Annotated in this window: 14 protein-coding genes; 3 read left to right on the top strand and 11 right to left on the bottom strand. The window is 61.8% G+C overall.

Annotated features, from left to right (window positions below; genetic code table 11):
• Positions 1-4 precede the first annotated feature (4 nt).
• The gene (locus tag R3E77_02580) at positions 5-1,357 is read left to right on the top strand and encodes a hypothetical protein (GenBank protein MEZ5498296.1); all 1,353 of its coding nucleotides are present in this window, start codon (positions 5-7) and stop codon (positions 1,355-1,357) included.
• A gap of 7 nt (positions 1,358-1,364) precedes the next feature.
• Here the strand turns inward: R3E77_02580 and R3E77_02575 are convergent, their stop codons facing one another.
• The 8 genes from R3E77_02575 to ectA form a co-directional block, all read right to left on the bottom strand.
• Positions 1,365-2,252: an isocitrate lyase/PEP mutase family protein gene (locus tag R3E77_02575; protein ID MEZ5498295.1), complete on the bottom strand. Its 888-nt coding sequence runs from the start codon at positions 2,250-2,252 to the stop codon at positions 1,365-1,367.
• Between the two features lie 22 nt (positions 2,253-2,274).
• Positions 2,275-2,886, bottom strand: a complete 612-nt coding sequence (locus R3E77_02570) for a redoxin domain-containing protein (GenBank protein ID MEZ5498294.1) — start codon at positions 2,884-2,886, stop codon at positions 2,275-2,277.
• A 69-nt stretch (positions 2,887-2,955) separates the two neighbouring features.
• Complete coding sequence (locus R3E77_02565) at positions 2,956-4,374, bottom strand: sodium/proline symporter (GenBank protein ID MEZ5498293.1); 1,419 nt, start codon at positions 4,372-4,374, stop codon at positions 2,956-2,958.
• A gap of 21 nt (positions 4,375-4,395) precedes the next feature.
• On the bottom strand, positions 4,396-5,841 hold the full coding sequence (locus tag R3E77_02560) for an aspartate kinase (protein ID MEZ5498292.1): 1,446 nt from the start codon (positions 5,839-5,841) through the stop codon (positions 4,396-4,398).
• A 3-nt stretch (positions 5,842-5,844) separates the two neighbouring features.
• Complete coding sequence (gene thpD / locus R3E77_02555) at positions 5,845-6,777, bottom strand: ectoine hydroxylase (GenBank protein ID MEZ5498291.1); 933 nt, start codon at positions 6,775-6,777, stop codon at positions 5,845-5,847.
• Position 6,778: 1 nt separating this feature from the next.
• The gene (locus R3E77_02550) at positions 6,779-7,174 is read right to left on the bottom strand and encodes an ectoine synthase (GenBank protein ID MEZ5498290.1); all 396 of its coding nucleotides are present in this window, start codon (positions 7,172-7,174) and stop codon (positions 6,779-6,781) included.
• 17 nt (positions 7,175-7,191) lie between these two features.
• A complete protein-coding gene (ectB, locus tag R3E77_02545; GenBank protein MEZ5498289.1) occupies positions 7,192-8,502 on the bottom strand; it encodes a diaminobutyrate--2-oxoglutarate transaminase in 1,311 nt (436 codons plus the stop codon).
• The gene (gene ectA / locus R3E77_02540; GenBank protein MEZ5498288.1) at positions 8,499-9,041 is read right to left on the bottom strand and encodes a diaminobutyrate acetyltransferase; all 543 of its coding nucleotides are present in this window, start codon (positions 9,039-9,041) and stop codon (positions 8,499-8,501) included. Before ectA ends, ectB begins: the two co-directional genes overlap by 4 nt.
• Positions 9,042-9,092: 51 nt before the next feature.
• Between ectA and R3E77_02535 the strand changes: the two genes are divergently transcribed.
• Complete coding sequence (locus R3E77_02535; GenBank protein MEZ5498287.1) at positions 9,093-9,821, top strand: TetR/AcrR family transcriptional regulator; 729 nt, start codon at positions 9,093-9,095, stop codon at positions 9,819-9,821.
• 51 nt (positions 9,822-9,872) lie between these two features.
• Here R3E77_02535 and R3E77_02530 read toward each other — a convergent pair whose 3' ends face one another.
• Positions 9,873-10,739 carry an SDR family oxidoreductase gene (locus R3E77_02530; GenBank protein ID MEZ5498286.1) on the bottom strand — a complete coding sequence of 289 codons (867 nt, stop codon included), beginning with the start codon at positions 10,737-10,739 and terminating at the stop codon, positions 9,873-9,875.
• A 186-nt stretch (positions 10,740-10,925) separates the two neighbouring features.
• Here R3E77_02530 and R3E77_02525 point away from each other — a divergent pair, with 186 nt between their 5' ends.
• Positions 10,926-12,260, top strand: a complete 1,335-nt coding sequence (locus R3E77_02525) for a dipeptidase (GenBank protein MEZ5498285.1) — start codon at positions 10,926-10,928, stop codon at positions 12,258-12,260.
• 19 nt (positions 12,261-12,279) lie between these two features.
• On the opposite strand, the gene R3E77_02520 is transcribed toward R3E77_02525, so the two are convergent.
• Both R3E77_02520 and R3E77_02515 read right to left on the bottom strand, forming a co-directional pair.
• Entirely contained in the window at positions 12,280-13,866 is a 1,587-nt protein-coding gene (locus R3E77_02520; protein MEZ5498284.1) for a serine hydrolase, read from the bottom strand.
• The gene (locus tag R3E77_02515) at positions 13,863-14,963 is read right to left on the bottom strand and encodes a hypothetical protein (protein ID MEZ5498283.1); all 1,101 of its coding nucleotides are present in this window, start codon (positions 14,961-14,963) and stop codon (positions 13,863-13,865) included. The genes R3E77_02520 and R3E77_02515 overlap by 4 nt, the downstream gene beginning before the upstream one ends.
• Between the last annotated feature and the right edge of the window lie 10 nt (positions 14,964-14,973).

Raw genomic sequence — 14,973 nt, 5'->3', positions numbered from 1 at the left:
ACCGGTGCTGAAGGTCCTCGCCGGGCTGGCGCTCGCGGCCCTGCTAAACCACGCGGCGCTCGCCGCGTGCACGAACGAGCCGGCGCGCGCAGCTTTTGCCGAGGAAACCCGCATCCGCGACTGCCTGCGCGACGTCGCGCGCGGGCCACGACGCAGCTCTGCGCAGGGCAATGCGGATATGGAGCTCTATACCTGGGGCAATGGCGCAAAAATCGCCGCGATGGTTCGCGACCGCGAACGATTTTGCGCGACCGAGAATGCGCGCAAGCAGCAATGGGAAGAATTCGATCTCTACAAGTTGTACCCGGCGACCGGCCCGAAAGCGCAACGTAGTCTGGCCAGGCTGAGTGCCCAGTATCCCGACTTGCTGACTCTCCTCGAGGCTGCGTCCGGTGCGCCCAAGCCACTGAAGAATCAGCTGCAACTCGTTGCGATAGGCAAAATCTACCCTTCCTATCTGGGGAACGCCTTTCGCGTACAGCCCGGCGGGGATGCCGACAGGTTGGCCGCGCTGCGCCGGGAGTTGGCTGCGAGCCAGCAGGGACTGAACCAAATGCCGTCGCTCAATGCGCAGCAACGCGAGTCGCTGTGGTCGCTCGAGGGCCGCCTGATTGCGTTCACCATGCTCGATGACAAAATTTTCGCGGAGCGCGCAGGGGTCAAATCGTCACGGCCGATTTCATCGAGCGCAGGCCTCGGCGTTTATTTTGGCGCCGATCCGTTAGCGTATCTGGAGCACTTGCCTCCGAATGGCGGCGGACTCGTTTGCCGCGTGCCGCGCCAGAATGTCATCGTCGATCTGGGAAATGGGCAAACAAAATCTGCACTGGTATCGCGCAAGATCGTACTCGGCGCGGACCAGGTCGGCCCCATTTCAAATCCAACTGGCTACAACGCTTTCGTGCGTCCCGCCGCGTTCGAGCGTGCCGCACGAGGATTCATCATCCGCAGCATCACGAAGACCGAATCGATGCCGGTCTACGCCGACAAATGCGCACTCCCCTACGATGATCCCGGCGTCTGCCGCACTATCACGATCGCGACACTCAGTTGCAGCCAGTTCGACCGGTACATGACCGAGCTGGCGGCAAGATTTGCCGAGAGCCAGCGTTATTTCGCGTCGCAATCGGAATTCGCGAGCAATTTTGCCCGACAGATTGCGCAGTGCGTGCCCTCCGCGGATTCGGCCCGGATCTTCGATGTCTACCTGCAGGGACTCGCGCGCGCCAAAGCGCCGCGGCCGCTGCTCGACGCCATTTCGAAGGACAATACGCTGTGGCAAGCGCTCGTTCGCGCCGCCGGCTACCGCAGTTGCAACTATTCCTCGCGTGCCGGACGTATCGACTGTAGTCGATGATTACCCGTCATTCCCGGCCAGGCTTGCCGGCAGCAGCGTCCTGCCACTTCTTTTCGAAGTCCCAGACCTCACCAAAACCGACCATGCGGCAGAATTCCTCGAACTCGAATAGCGGCAGCTGCTCCGATCTCGACGTACCTGTGCGTTTGAGGGTTTGATAGGCCTTTTCCACCGCAGCGCACGCTGCGAGAGCCGCGGACGCCGGAAAGATCGCGCAGGCATAACCCAGTTCCGCGAGCTCTGTGGCGGAACGGATGGGCGTGTAACCGCCGTCCGACATGTTCGCCATGAGGGGTGCCGGTATCTGTGCGCAGGCCTGGCGCATTTCCGCCTCGGACTGCAAAGATTCGACGAAGACGACATCGGCCCCCGCCTCGGCATAAGCCCGGCCGCGGCGCAGCGCTTCTTCGAGACCATGGCCCGTGCGCGCATCGGTACGCGCAATCACCAGCAGGTCGGCGGAGGAACGTGCATCGACGGCAACGCGCACCTTGGCCACCATATCCTCCATCGGCACGACACGCCGATAGGGCGTATGGCCACACTTCTTGGGGAACTCCTGGTCCTCGATCTGGATCGCAGAAACCCCCGCGCGCTCGTAGCCGCGAACCGTATGGTGCACATTGAGCAGGCCGCCGTAACCCGTATCGGCGTCGGCAATGACCGGCGCTGTCGACTTGCTCACAACCTGCGAGACGCGATTCAACATGTCCGTGTAGGTCGCGATCCCGGCATCCGGGATACCGAGATAGGATGCGGTCAACCAGAAGCCGCTCGCGTACACCGCATCGAAACCGACCCGCGCAGCGAGCATCGCCGACATCATGTCGTATACGCCGGGTGCAACGAAAAACTGCTTGCGCGCGAAGAGCTCGCGCAGCCTGGAGTCAGCCATACAAGTACCCTGTCAGTTAGCTCTATTGCGGCGGGGTATCGCCGTGCGCGGCGAGATCACGGACCGCGCCAAGCGCTGCGGCGACGTTTTCCGCCGGCGACAGGCCACCGATCGTCGTCGCAACCTTGCCGTCCGGTGTCACGATAAATGTAACGCGTTCGGCGAAGTTGTGGCCTATGGTCTTGCCGCGGCTATCCTGCATGGTCACCGCCATCTTGCCGCCGAACGAGTCGATGATCGTGACCCCATAGGACCTGGCAATCTCGCCCGACTCATCCGACGCGACCGCAAGCTTGCCCGCACAGTAGTCCGGATCAGCCGAGAATTCCTTCAGACGATCGATGCTGTCGAGCGACACGCCGATCACAGTCGCGCCAGCTTCGTGGAATTGATCCATCTGCTCGGCGAACGTATGCGCCTGGACGTTGCATCCCTGGGTGTAGGCCGACGGATAGAAATACACGACCACGGGCCCTTGCTGCATCGCCTCTTGCAGAGTGAAATTGAACTCCTGGCCAGCGAGCGCGGCCGGAGCCTCGAACGCGGGCGCATCGTCGCCATCTTGTAGTGCTGCGAATCCCGCGGCGGGCAGGAATGTTGCCAGGATGGTGGCGGCAATGGCGCTGCGGTTCATGGGAGCCTCGTGTATTCAGCCTGTGTTTCACGAAGCATAGCGCAAGCCGAAGACGCACGTCGGCCGCGTTCATCCGGTGGGCTTGCCATGCGCCGGATACGCCAGGGGTCGCGAGTAAGCCCAGAGCACGACAAGACCGGTAAGTATTCCGGGCAGGCCTTCGTAAACCGCATCCTGCCAGCCTGCCGCTCGCCAGAGGATGGCGACGCCGATGCCGAGCAGCATGGCGACCGTAGCCACGCGTTCGGAGACGCTCCGGCCACATGCATACACGACCAGCAACGGTGCAAACGCCGATGCAAGCGCCGACCAGGACAGAATCACCAGGTGAAATACGCTCTGTGGTCCACTCAAGGCGAGCGCCAGCGCCAGCAGCGTAACGCCGGCGGTCGCGAGCTTCATTTCCAAGGGTGTTTCCAGCCGCCCCGGCAGCAGATCGTGGGTAACCGCCGCCGAGCAACTCAGCACCAGGGAGTCGGCGGTCGACATCGTGGCTGCAAATATTCCCGCCAACATGACCCCGACCAGCGCAGGACTCAGCAACTCGCGCGCCATGGTCGGCAGTGCCAGCTCCGCGTCCATGCCCTCAAGCTGCGGTAGATACAGGCGGCTCAGCAATCCAACGCCGGTCGCGAGTGCGTAGAACAACGTGAAGTAGCCGTAGTACCAGGCCCTGGCCTGCGCCAGATGAGCCGGGTCGTCGAGCGCCATGAAACGCACCATGACATGTGGCTGGCCGACAACGGAAAAGCCCGCGAACAACCAACCGACGACGAACAGCAGCATGCCACCCACGCCGGGAAGAAGCAGGTCGTCCGGAAACAGTGCCATGTAGCCCGGAACATCCTGGAGACGCTGTATCGCGACTGCCGGGCCGCCGAGGCCTGCCACGGCAACATGGAAGAGGATGGTCATGGCGATGAGCATGACCAGCGACTGCGCTGCATCGGTCCAAATCGAGGCGCGTATGCCACCGGCCGCGCTATAGGCGAGGATAAGAACCGCAACGGCGGTGACGCTCAGGTTCGGGTCCCAGCCCAGGGTGCCTTGCAATGCCTTGCCGCCCGCGCTGATCTGAGCCGCCGCGTAGGCGCCCATGAATGCCAGCATGATGAGTGCCGCAACGCGCCGCCACAGTGCGAACGCTGTGCCATTCCATCGCGCCAGCACCGACGCGAACGAGGCCTCCTGCGTCCTTTCCGTCGACTCGCGAAGTCTGGCGTGTACGAACAGCGACGCGAGAAAATCTCCGACGATCCAGCCGACCATCAGCCAGATCGATGACAAGCCCGTCGCATAGGTAAATCCGATGACCCCAATGAACATGTAACCGGAATTATTTGTGGCGACGGCGGACATGCCGGCAAGCCAGGGCGGGACGCTGCGATTGGCCAGGTAGTAGTCGGTCCGTGACTTGCCGGCAAAGCGCACGGAGGCCAGGCCAATCGCGACAAACAGCAGCAGGAATGCGACGAAACTAGCCGCCATTTGCGCTTCCCCGGTTCGCGCTCAGGCAGCGGCGCGGCGTTTGGCCAGATCCAGATCGCGCTCGACGAATTCGCGATGCAGTGCGCGAACCGCACTGTCGAGCGATGCAGGTGCGACGATGAACATGACATCCACCTTGCGCAATGGTTCGTGCACTCCCAGCACGTCGATACCGGATTTGTGCAGTGCCCGGCTGGCTCGCGCCAGCAACCCTGGCATGCGCAGGTCGCTGCCGATCGTCGCCGCTATGGCCACGTCAGTCGTCGTGACATCGGCGGACGGGAATTCTTCGCGAAGCGCCGAGATAACGCGTTGCAAAGCGTCGCGGGATGCCTGCAGGTAGTGCACGATGGTATTGGCGTTGGACACTTTCGTAATGATCCGCAATTGATACCGTTGCAAGGCCGTCAGGATTGCGGCGTCGTAGCCTTTGACGCCGACCATGTCCGGCTCGAAAAACTCGAGCGCAACCACACCGCGTGTGCCGGTAACCATCTCTACGCGCGGAGCATCGGAAACATAGTCGCGGCGAATGACCGTTCCCGCATCCTGCGGATCGAACGTATTTCGCACACGAAGAGGAATCTGGGCCTGTCGCAAGCCCTTGGCGGCATGCGGATGGATCGCCTCCATGCCGAGATTCGCCAATTGGTCGGCAACGTCGTAATTGGTGCGCCCGATGGTGCGAACGCGCTCCGGACCGATCAGTCGCGGATCCGCGCTGGAGAGATGGAATTCCTTGTGGATTATGGCTTCGCGCGCGGCCGTCAGGATGGCGATGCGCGAGAAAGTGACTTCAGTATAGCCGCGCCCAAAACGACGCACCATGCCGTCCCGGCAGTGTGCGTAGCCGGTGACAATTGGTAACTCCTCTGCAAGCTCGATGCCATTCAGGCCGCCCTCTATGCGACCGTCGAGTGTCAGGTCCGGATCCGCGCGCCATCCGGTCAGATCGACGAACCGGGCGCGCACACCAAGCAGATTCAGCATCAGAGTCGTGTTGAATGCGCTATGTGCCTCGCCGATGGAGGCGAGCATTTCCCGCACCGTCGAGAGCTGCGCGGCCAGGTCGAAATGACCGTAGGAGCAGAGGCTGCGCAGGTCCCGCAGGCAGTCACGGGCTCCGGCAATGCGTTCGGCAACGAAGCCGTCCGCCTTGCTGCGAAGCTCCGGCTGATCGGGAAAAATGCGGGCATTGATTTTTTTCAGCGTATCCGCCGTATCGTCCAGTCGTTGACGCCAATCGTCGCCCGCTTCGCCGTTGGCGAACAATGTATAGACACCCGGCCTGCCGTCACGCTTGTGCTCGAGCAAATGATCCGTCACACCTGCGTAGGCCGAGACGACAACGATCCGGCCATAGATCTCGCTGCCGCGCCGCCGGCCGATGAGCACATTGTCGAGCGCGGCGCGCGTGTCGGAAATCGAGGTCCCACCAATCTTTTCGATGACATGATCTCGACTCACGAATCAATCTCCTCGTATTCCGCCGCGTGTCGGTGTCAGAGGTCTGGTGTCGCTGCGTTCGGCAAGAAAATCGGGGCGCGGCCGTGCAGCGCCGTACGGCTCCTGCATGGTGTTGTCGACACTGTTGTATACGACAAAGATATTGGTCCTCGCGAATGGCGTGATATTGCTGTTCGACCCATGCATGATGTTGCAGTCGAAGAACGTCGCTGACCCCGCCGGCGCAATTGCGGCATCGATTCCGCCATCGCGAACCAGCAACTCCAGTGTCGCCGGATCGGGCACGCCATAATGTTGCGCGCGCAGCGATTCCCTGAAGTGATTATCCGGCGTCACGCCAGCGCAGGACACATAGCGGCGATGCGATCCTGGAATCAGCATGAGCGGACCGTTCAGATGGGTGTTTTCGGTGAGATTGATCGACACACTGACCGCTCGCATGCGTGGCATACCGTCTTCGGCGTGCCAGGTTTCGAAATCGGAATGCCAATAGAATTCCTTGCCCACAAAGCCAGGCTTGAAATTGAGGCGAGTCTGGTGAATATAGACGTTGCCGCCCAACAGGTATCGCGCGACATTGAGCAATCGCTCGTCCCGAAACAGCGCGGCGAAAATCCGGCTCCGCGCCTGGAGCCTGAAAATCGACCTCACCGTCTCGCTCCTAGGTTCGGTGATTACTGAATCGTCATCGACGGCAATGTTTGCGCGCAGCCGATGCGAATCCGCTATCAGCGCCTCGATCTCACTGCGATCGAGCAGGCGTGGCAGCAGCAGGTAGCCGCGCTCACGATAAGCATCGATCTGATTTTCATTCAGAGCGGTACTAGCAATATTGTCGCCGTACACAACCGGATCCTGACGGTCCAGCACGCGCATGGAGCCCTGGTGTCGAGTCGGGTAAGGGTCGTCGCGGTGCGCCTCTGCAGTTGACGGCATATCAGGCCACCTCCTCTGCAGCGGTGGGATAGGCGCCGGAGGCGTCGTGCACCTCCTTGCCGCTCAGGGGCGGGTTGAAGACGCAGGCCATGACCATTTCGGTCTTCGCACGCAGCACATGCCGATCGTTGCGGTCGAGCGCATAGAGAGTGCCGGCGGTTATCGGATGCGTTGTTTTGCCGTCGAGGTCCTCAATCGAGCCCATTCCGCTGATGCAATAGACCGACTCCAGGTGATGCCGATAATGCATCGGTAACTGGGCACCCGGCTCAATTGTCGTGATGTGGAACGAAAAGCCCATGTTATCGCCGCGCAGAATGAGTCGAACACTGCTCCAGCCGCTCGAGTCAACGCGTCGCTCGGAAGCGCTTGCGGTGGCGAGGTCGCGAATGATCATGCTCCCCTCCTTGCTGCTCAAGCCGCTGCGCGCGAGTCGGATTTGGCGACCACGGCCATGGCGCGATCGAGGATTGACAGGCCTTGCTCGAGTTCTTCACGCGCGATATTGATTGGTGGCAGCAGTTTTACGACCTCTGAGTACGGGCCGCTCGTTTCGATGATCAGGCCATCGCGAAACGCGGCGGCGGTAATCGCCGCAGCCCGGTCGCCCGACTCCATTTGGATTCCGCGCATCAAGCCGCGACCCTTGAGCCGCGGCTTGAGTGCGCGGTGCCTGTCGGCAATGGCACGCAAACCCGATTCGAGATATGCCGCGTTCTTGGCGATCTGCTGCGTGAATTGCGGGTCCTGCCAGTAGTGCTCGATGGCGGCCCTGGCCGTTACGAATGCGTGGCAGTTGCCACGAAAGGTTCCGTTGTGCTCGCCCGGCAACCATTCGTCGTGCTCCGGCGCAATGAGAACCAGCGACATTGGCAGACCATAGCCCGAAATGGACTTCGCGAGCGTAACGATATCCGGCCGGATGCCGGCCTGCTCAAAGCTGAAGAAGGTCCCGGTCCGGCCGACTCCGGCCTGGATGTCATCCACGATGAGCAGCGCGCCGTGCTGGCGCGCGATACGCGCGATGCGACGCAGCCAATCGTGCGACGCACAATTGAGTCCCCCCTCACCTTGTACGGTCTCGATGATGACTGCAGCCGGCTTGTCAACGCCACTCGATGGATCGCCCAGCACACGCTCGAGGTAGGCGAGTGAATCAAAGTCCGCGCCCAGGTAACCCGCATAGGGCAGGCGCGTAACGCCCTGAAGTGCAATTCCCGCTCCTCCGCGGTGGTGCTCATTGCCCGTGCAGGCGAGCGCACCGAGGGTCACACCGTGGAATCCGTTCGTGAATGCGACGATATTTTCCCGACCGGTTACCTTACGGGCCAGCTTCAGCGCCGCTTCGACGGCATTGGCGCCGGTCGGCCCCGGAAACTGGACGCGATATTTCAACTTGCGAGGTTCGAGAATCTCGCGCTGGAACGCCAGCAGGAACTGCTGTTTCGCAACGCTGTAGAGATCGAGGCTGTGCGCGACACCGTCTCGTTCGATGTATTCGAGCAAGGCTCGCTTCAGCGGCTCCGGATTGTGTCCGTAGTTGAGCGATGAGCAGCCGGTCAGGAAATCGAGAAACCTGCGGCCATCGCTGGCCTCGATCTGCGCACCACGCGCGCGATCCACTACCACGGGGAAGTTTCGTCCATAGCTGCGTACCGCGGATTCATGCTCCTCAAAGGTGCGTAGCAAGTTGTGATCGGTCTTGATACCAGCATTTTCGGTCATGGAGTCCTCGCAAATTCTCGAAGCGTGTTTCGATCGTGGGTTGCGGCAGCCCGCGCGCGTTCGAAAGGGCCAATGTGCAACAACAACTCGCTGTCGTGCCGCCCGGCAAAGTGTTTGTCCCGATCGAACCAGGGACGGGTACTGATCGGCGCGTCCAGTTGCTGTGCAATCCTTTGAAACATGGCGCGCGAAGGGCCATTGTCCGCAGTCACTGTTGCATGCAGCGTGCGCACCTGAATGTTTGATTGCCGATCGAGGAGTCCCTGTACCAGTCGTGGACCGAGCCGCTGTCCACGTGCATCCGCACGCACCGCGACCTGCCAGATGAATAGAACGCTTTCATCGGCCGGCAAACGGTGGCCCGAGACCCAGCCGACCAGACCATCGCCAGCACGCGCGAGTATGCAGCTATCGGCAAAGTCACTGCATTGCAGCGCGTACAGATAGCGCGAATTGATGTCCAGCGGAGGGCACTGCGAGACGAGCTCGTAAACGGCGGCGCAATCACCAGCCTGGGGTTGATCGATCAAAAGTTTCATTGGGATGTGGTCGCAGCGCGGCCGCGCAGCTGGTGTTGATCCAGCGGAAAGATGACAAGAAAGGTTAATTATGACGGATTGGTCATTAATGGTCAAAGCAATGGAGATCCGACCGATAGCGTAGATCGGCGATCAAGCGGAAAATCTGTGATAATTCACTGCGTTATGACCGACAGCCCGATCGCAAAAAATTTCGGGGGCCGCCGCGCACGAAAAGCGCACGCGGTACGTCAGGCGCTGTTCAATTCTGGTCTCAGGGCATTTGAGAGGCAGCCGATTGCCCTGGTGTCTGTCCTCGACATCACAGAAGGAGCAGACGTCGCCAAAGGTGTCTTCTATCTGCAATTTCGCAGCAAGGATGACTATCTCCTGGCGTTGTGGCGCGAGGTCCAGGATCGCCTGCTGGCCGAGCTGGCTGTGCCTTCAAAGGGCGCCAAGACGCTCGATGACCGATGCCGGGCACTGGTCGTTCGCATGCTGGGCTTCGCGGAGGTGCATCCGGACGTCGTCAAATTCTGGGTACGAATGTCCAGCTATTTCCCGGGTGAAATCGGCCCGCCAGAGCAATTGCAGGCCGTACGCGAACACTATCTCCGTGCCCTTGCCGGTCTACTCGCGGGCCCGCAGCAGTGGCGAGGCCCCGACTTGCAAACAGCCCGCTTGCTGGACGCCTTGATATGGCCAGCCGCCGCCGCGCGCATGCAGGGCAAAATCTTGCCGCTTGCGAATGTCTCGACACTCACACGAATAATCGCCGCTGCGACAAAGCGCGGACGCTGATACCCGTCCTTGTTCGGTGGCGGTGGCGGAGTCGTTCGACGGGTGGCAGGATCAGCCGCCAAATGCTGCGCGATGCGCCTCGATCCACGATTTCAGCGACGTAGGCTCGCGCCCCATCAAATCGCGAAATGCCGACGTCGTTGCCGAAAGGCTGCCCTCGCCGTCACGCGCGATCTCGGCGAACAGCTCGCACACGGCGTCGGCATGCCATTGGCTCGGAATGTGTTTGCGAAGTACTTCCCTGTACCCCTCGAGCGGCACGTTCACGTACTCGATGGGTTTCCCGAGGGCCTGCGTGAACCGTTCAGCCACGTCGTAAAAGGAAAGGACCTCGGGACCGGTGAGGTCGTAACTGCGATTCTCGTGGCCCGGGCTGGTCAACACATGCGCAGCGACGGCGCCAACATCACGCGCGTCGCTCATGCCGACCCGACCGTTCCCGAGTGGCAGAAAGATCTTGCCTTGGTCACGGATCGTGCCCGCCGATCCGAGCAGGTTCTGCATGAAGAAGTTGGGCCGCAACATGGTCCAGGCGAGTCCTGACCTGCGGATATGTTCTTCGCTTGCATGGTGTAGCCGCGGAATCTCCGCGCGCGCATCGGCGCCAGCTTCCATCGATGACAGTTTTACGATGTGGCGCACTCCTGCCCCTGCTGCTGCAGTGACAAAACCCTGTTCCAGGGCGAGCTGACCTTCGCGATTGGGTACGACCAGCAGCGCGTGCTCGATGCCATCGAGTGCGCGGCGCACGGCCGCGGCGTCCTCGAGGTCGCCTGTCACAACTTCTATGCCCGCATCTCGTAGCGCCGTCGCCTTGCTCTCGTTGCGCACCAGTGCGCGAACCGACTTCTTTTGAGCCGCCAGAATCTTCGCGGCCGCGCCGGCCGTCTTGCCGGTCGCCCCAGTAAGTAGGATCAAGGTCATCTCCTGCAGTTACCCATTGTGCAATGCGCATATTGCCGCACAGGGCGTCACAGGCCTCTCGCTTGTGCCAGCTGTCCGCTGGGCGAACCGCAGCGTCCGTGTGTAGTAGCGTTTCGCGCACTTCGCAACGGCACCTGACGCGGGCTAGAATTGCTGCCCGACACGCGAAGGAGTAGCAACTTGAACCAGGGATCCAAGGATCTGCTCAGGCCTGCGGCCCGTTGCGCCGCAATCGCGTTCACGACGCTCGTGCTGGGCCTGCCCGCTGTAGCGGCCGCCGCCCGGGATGATGACTACACAAGCCGCGTGGCGCGAATTCTTGCTCGCACGCCGCTCATCGACGGTCACAACGATCTGCCCTGGGCGTTGCGCGAGCGCAATGGCGGCAAGCTGGCGGCCATTGATCTGCACGAGAACTGGGCAGGTCGGCCCGCGCCCAAGGACATGGCGCCGTTGATGACAGACATGCCGCGCCTGCGTGCCGGTGGCGTCGGTGGGCAGTTCTGGTCGGTCTGGGTACCGAGCGAACTCAAGGGCGCCGAAGCGGTGCAGGTCACGCTCGAGCAGATCGACCTGGTGAAGCGTCTGGTGGCCGCTTATCCGGACGACCTGGCACTGGCACTGACGGCGGCCGACGTGCGCAGCATTCATCGCGGCAAGCGGATCGCGTCTCTGATAGGTATCGAGGGTGGTCATCAGATCGACAACTCGCTCGCGACACTTCGGCAGATGTACGCACTCGGTGCGCGCTACATGACGCTCACACACTCACGCAACAACGACTGGGCGGATTCCGCGACCGACCAACCCAATCACGGCGGGCTGACGCCGTTTGGCAAGGAAGTCGTGAAGGAGATGAATCGCCTCGGCATGCTGGTCGATCTCAGTCATGTCTCCGAAGCCACGATGCGCGATGCGCTTGCCGTCAGCACTGCGCCGGTGATTTTCTCGCACTCCTCCGCACGTGGCATAGTTGATCACCCGCGCAATGTGTCGGACGATGTGCTTGCGCTGGTTGCACGCAATGGCGGCGTGGTCATGGTCAATTTCTATCCGGGCTATGTATCGGCCGCGGCCATGCGCTGGGATGCCGATCGGGCCGCTGAACAGACGCGTTACAGTGCGCCGCCATTCACCGGACTCTACCTGGGCCAGCCCGAGCGCGCGCAGGCGGCCCTGGCCGGTTGGGACGCGGCCAATCCGCCTCCCGTCGTGACACTCGAGGAAGTTGCGGACCACATCGAGTACTTGCGCCGGGTCGCGGGAATTGACCATATCGGCATCGGATCGGATTTCGATGGCATTCCTGGTGGACCCAAGGGGCTCGAAGGCGTCGATCGCTACCCCGCCTTGCTGGCCGAGCTGCTGCGCCGGGGCTGGACGGATATGGACGTTGCCAAGCTTGCGGGGCTCAACGTGCTTCGCGTACTCGAATCCGCCGAGCAGGCCGCAAAGAAGCTGAGCGCCGAACGACCGCCCTCCGAGGCGACTGTGCCGGATCATGCGGGCCAATGAAACGGTCAGACTGCGCGGATCACTCCTGCGCGACCTCCGGCTCCTTGACCAGATCCAGGTCGTGGAAATCGTAGGAAAAGTCCGTCGCCGGTGAGACCGCCTTCATGCGGATGCGCTCGACGCTACCGTCCGGAGCGAGATTGAACGTCACATAGGCGTCGGCATTGAGACGTCGATCGCTCCATCGCGCCACGAAGGTGTCGTACTGGAAATGCTCCAGCGGACCAGCCAACGGCGGATTGCGCTGGGAACGAAACCAGAGTCTGCCGTCCTGCAATTCGATGCGTATCGTGCCATACCATGGATCGCGATACGTGCCTGCGTAGGCCGCGAGCGCACGGCTCGGCCGGCTGCGCGCATTGCGCGCCGCATAAGCCTTGGCAACGACGTCATCCGCACCGGCGCCGCGCTTGCGAACTTCCTCCTCGAAAACGCCGACCCAGTCAACGTGACCGGTGATCGATTGCTCGCCCATGAACTGATCGACAATGGCGTGCACGACCGCGCGCGGTGCAACGGTCATCTGGTTGCCACTCGCAAAGACTGCCAGCTTCTGCCTGGGAAGAATCGCCAGGTGAGTGGTCATGCCCCAGACGCCACCGCTGTGCGAAAGCATGCGCTCGCCGTAGAACGTCGAGACATTCCAGCCAAGCGCGTAGGCGTTGAGGGATGTGCCAGCATTCGCTGCCAGATAGGATGGAACGGGAAGCAAAGTCACGGGCTGGACGAGTTGCGCGAATTGCCCGGCGCTGATCAACCGCCTGCCGTCAACCGTGACGCCTTCGCCCAGCATGAACTGCATCCAGCGGGCCATGCTGCGCGCGCTGCAGGTAATGCCGCCGGCCGCTGCGACCAGTTCAGAAACCTTGGTGCCCGTGGTTTGAAGATTGCCATCAACGACCACGTGTGCGGTCGCGACACTGGCGTCGGAAGCTGCACGCTCTACATAGGCGACGCAGTCGCCCATACCGAGTGGCTGCAGGAGACGTTGCTCGAGGAACTGCATGAACGGCATCGCAGCGACACGCGCGATCACTTCGCCAGCCACGATGTAGAGCAGGTTGTCGTAGGCGAATTCGGATCGGAAGCTGCTGGCCGGCTTGAGGTAGCGTAGCGCCCCCACGATATCGGCCGGGGCTGCGTTGCCATCCGGGAACATCAGCAGGTCGCCGGCACCGAGTGGCAAACCGCTGCGGTGTGTCAAAAGATCGCGCACGGTGAACTCGCGGGTGACCCAGGGATCCGCCATGCGAAATTCCGGCAGGTAATCGATGACTGGATGATCCCAGTCGAGCCTGCCCTCATCGACCAGAAGCGCCATCGCGGCGGCGGTGAACGCTTTCGACACTGAGCCAATCTGAAACAGCGTGCGATCATCCACCGCCGCGGGTTTGCCGTTTTCCACGGCGCCCTGCCCTGCCGAATAGAGCACTTTCCCGTCGGCAACCACCGCAACGGTCATGCCAGGCACATTGAAGGCCTTCATCGCGCGTTCGACGACCGCGCCGATATCGGCAACTGGTGGCGGCGTGGCCGCCATGACTCCCGGGCTGATTGCCGAAATGGCGAGCCAGGCGATCAGCGACATGCTTTTGCTGCGATTCATGGTTGTTGCTCCACCGAAGACCGTCTCATTTGCCACACGCCTCGCGTCGCGAGCGGAAGCGCGAATATCAGAATGAATGCCCAGGTCAGCGCGCCGTAGCCCCGGGCGATCAACGCGATGATCCCGTAGCGGAGGGCCAGGAACGATGCGAGCAGCATCGCGCCGATCGCAATCGTCGGGCGCAGCCACCCCGGCATGGTCCAGCCACGGTCCGCGATAGTAGCGGCTACCCGGTCGTTCAGCGCATGGATCATTGCGGTACCGGTCTCGATGAACGTGCCGAATACGACAACGTAGAACGCAAAGCTCAGCCAGCCGATATCGAGTCGTTGCATGAGAAAATCCGCAGGCACCGGTGACTGGAGTATCTCGGGATAGGACGCCACCATGGCCATGTAGAACATGAGCGCGGGTATCATGACCAGGGGCCCCGCGAGCGCGCCTGCGACAAACGCATCGCGGCGCGACTGCATGTGCGACACGCAGAACAGTACGAGCGGGATCACCGCCAGGTTGTAGCCAAAGTAGCTGATGCCTTTGATCAGCCACGCTCCATCTCCCGGCCAGTGCTCAAAGGGCTCGACCACGCGCCCGCCAGATTTCCACAAATAGGCAAGCACCAGGATTGCGTAGACGGCATACAGCACGAAGGACCAGGCCGCGAGAACCTTTTCGATGACAGCACTGCCGCGAAATACCAGCAGCGCCACCGGCACCAGTAGCAGCGCCGTGCCGAGAACCGGCGGCAGATGCCACTGCCCAGCCGCTATTTCGCTGGTTGCGGCCGCAATCACGGCGAGTACCAGGAGCATAAGGACGAGATATGCAATCTCGTAGAGCCACCAGCCGCGGCCGAGTAGATTGACGAAGAACCGCCGGTAGTTCTGGCTGCCGGTCATTCGGGCATATTCGAACGCGAGCGCGCTCAGGAGACTCAGCAAACCGGCAGCAACCACCATGCCGAGGAGACCGCCCAGCGGGCCGGCGCTCAGGAAGAATTCGACCAGTTCGCGACCAGTCGCATAGCCACCACCGACGATGACGGACTGAAGCAGGAACCCCGGAAGCCAGAGCCGGGTAAAAGCGGACGCGCTCATATGCAGTTGC

It is taken from the genome of Steroidobacteraceae bacterium (assembly GCA_041395505.1).
Taxonomy (GTDB): Bacteria; Pseudomonadota; Gammaproteobacteria; order Steroidobacterales; family Steroidobacteraceae; genus JAWLAG01.
This window is presented reverse-complemented; position numbering and strand designations above follow the sequence as displayed.

Excerpts from the sequence above, each read along its gene's own strand:
- R3E77_02575 (MEZ5498295.1), bottom strand. The coding sequence starts at position 2,252 with ATGGCTGACTCCAGGCTGCGCGAGCTCTTCGCGCGCAAGCAGTTTTTC.
- R3E77_02520 (MEZ5498284.1), bottom strand. The coding sequence starts at position 13,866 with ATGAATCGCAGCAAAAGCATGTCGCTGATCGCCTGGCTCGCCATTTCG.
- ectB (MEZ5498289.1), bottom strand. The coding sequence starts at position 8,502 with ATGACCGAAAATGCTGGTATCAAGACCGATCACAACTTGCTACGCACC.
- R3E77_02565 (MEZ5498293.1), bottom strand. The coding sequence starts at position 4,374 with ATGGCGGCTAGTTTCGTCGCATTCCTGCTGCTGTTTGTCGCGATTGGC.
- thpD (MEZ5498291.1), bottom strand. The coding sequence starts at position 6,777 with ATGCCGTCAACTGCAGAGGCGCACCGCGACGACCCTTACCCGACTCGA.
- R3E77_02570 (MEZ5498294.1), bottom strand. The coding sequence starts at position 2,886 with ATGAACCGCAGCGCCATTGCCGCCACCATCCTGGCAACATTCCTGCCC.
- R3E77_02535 (MEZ5498287.1), top strand. The coding sequence starts at position 9,093 with ATGACAAGAAAGGTTAATTATGACGGATTGGTCATTAATGGTCAAAGC.
- R3E77_02550 (MEZ5498290.1), bottom strand. The coding sequence starts at position 7,174 with ATGATCATTCGCGACCTCGCCACCGCAAGCGCTTCCGAGCGACGCGTT.
- R3E77_02515 (MEZ5498283.1), bottom strand. The coding sequence starts at position 14,963 with ATGAGCGCGTCCGCTTTTACCCGGCTCTGGCTTCCGGGGTTCCTGCTT.
- ectA (MEZ5498288.1), bottom strand. The coding sequence starts at position 9,041 with ATGAAACTTTTGATCGATCAACCCCAGGCTGGTGATTGCGCCGCCGTT.